Raw genomic sequence first — 603 nt, forward strand, 5'->3', positions numbered from 1 at the left:
TCGCGGGTCTGGCTGAAACGCTGCACATTCAGACGCGTATCAATGCCGCGTCCGTCATAGGCTTGGGGTAACGCGCCGCCTCGGGCGGTACCCGGTACCCAAATTTGCAGGGGAAGTTTCGAATCCGCCAGCCAGCGGGCATCTTCAGCCGTCAGGGAATCGGCGATCAGCAGCAGATTACGCGGGGCATCCGCGGTGGCGGGTATGTTTTTCTGCGCCAGTGCGACCGCTTCCCGCAGGCCAGAACCCTGGCCTTCCGGCAAAAGTGAGGGCGTCTGGGCGTGCAGGAACAGCGAATAAAACGCCGGATCCTGCGTCAGAGGAGTCGTCAGCCAGGCCTCTGCGTTATACACCACCAGCCCGAAACGGGTGCCCGGCGTCTGGGCCATCAACTCCATTATTTTACTTTGCATACGCTGATGACGGCTGGGCGCCAGATCCTGCGCCATCATTGCCGGATCTTGTTGCAGGATAACCATCATGTCACTTTGCGGCGTCAGGGCGGCCGGTAATTCCCGTTGCCATGTCGGGCCGGAAAGGGCAATTATCCCCAGAGCAAGCAGCCACGGAAGGGCGCGGGTCAGGCGTTTTTGCTGCCCGATA

At 60.9% G+C, this 603-nt stretch carries 1 protein-coding gene; it reads right to left on the bottom strand.

Annotated features, from left to right (window positions below; genetic code table 11):
* Positions 1-603 (bottom strand): VWA domain-containing protein (locus J1784_RS00255; RefSeq protein ID WP_217147580.1); only part of this gene is annotated, 603 nt, incomplete at both ends.

Source organism: Rahnella ecdela, assembly GCF_019049625.1.
GTDB lineage: Bacteria > Pseudomonadota > Gammaproteobacteria > Enterobacterales > Enterobacteriaceae > Rahnella > Rahnella ecdela.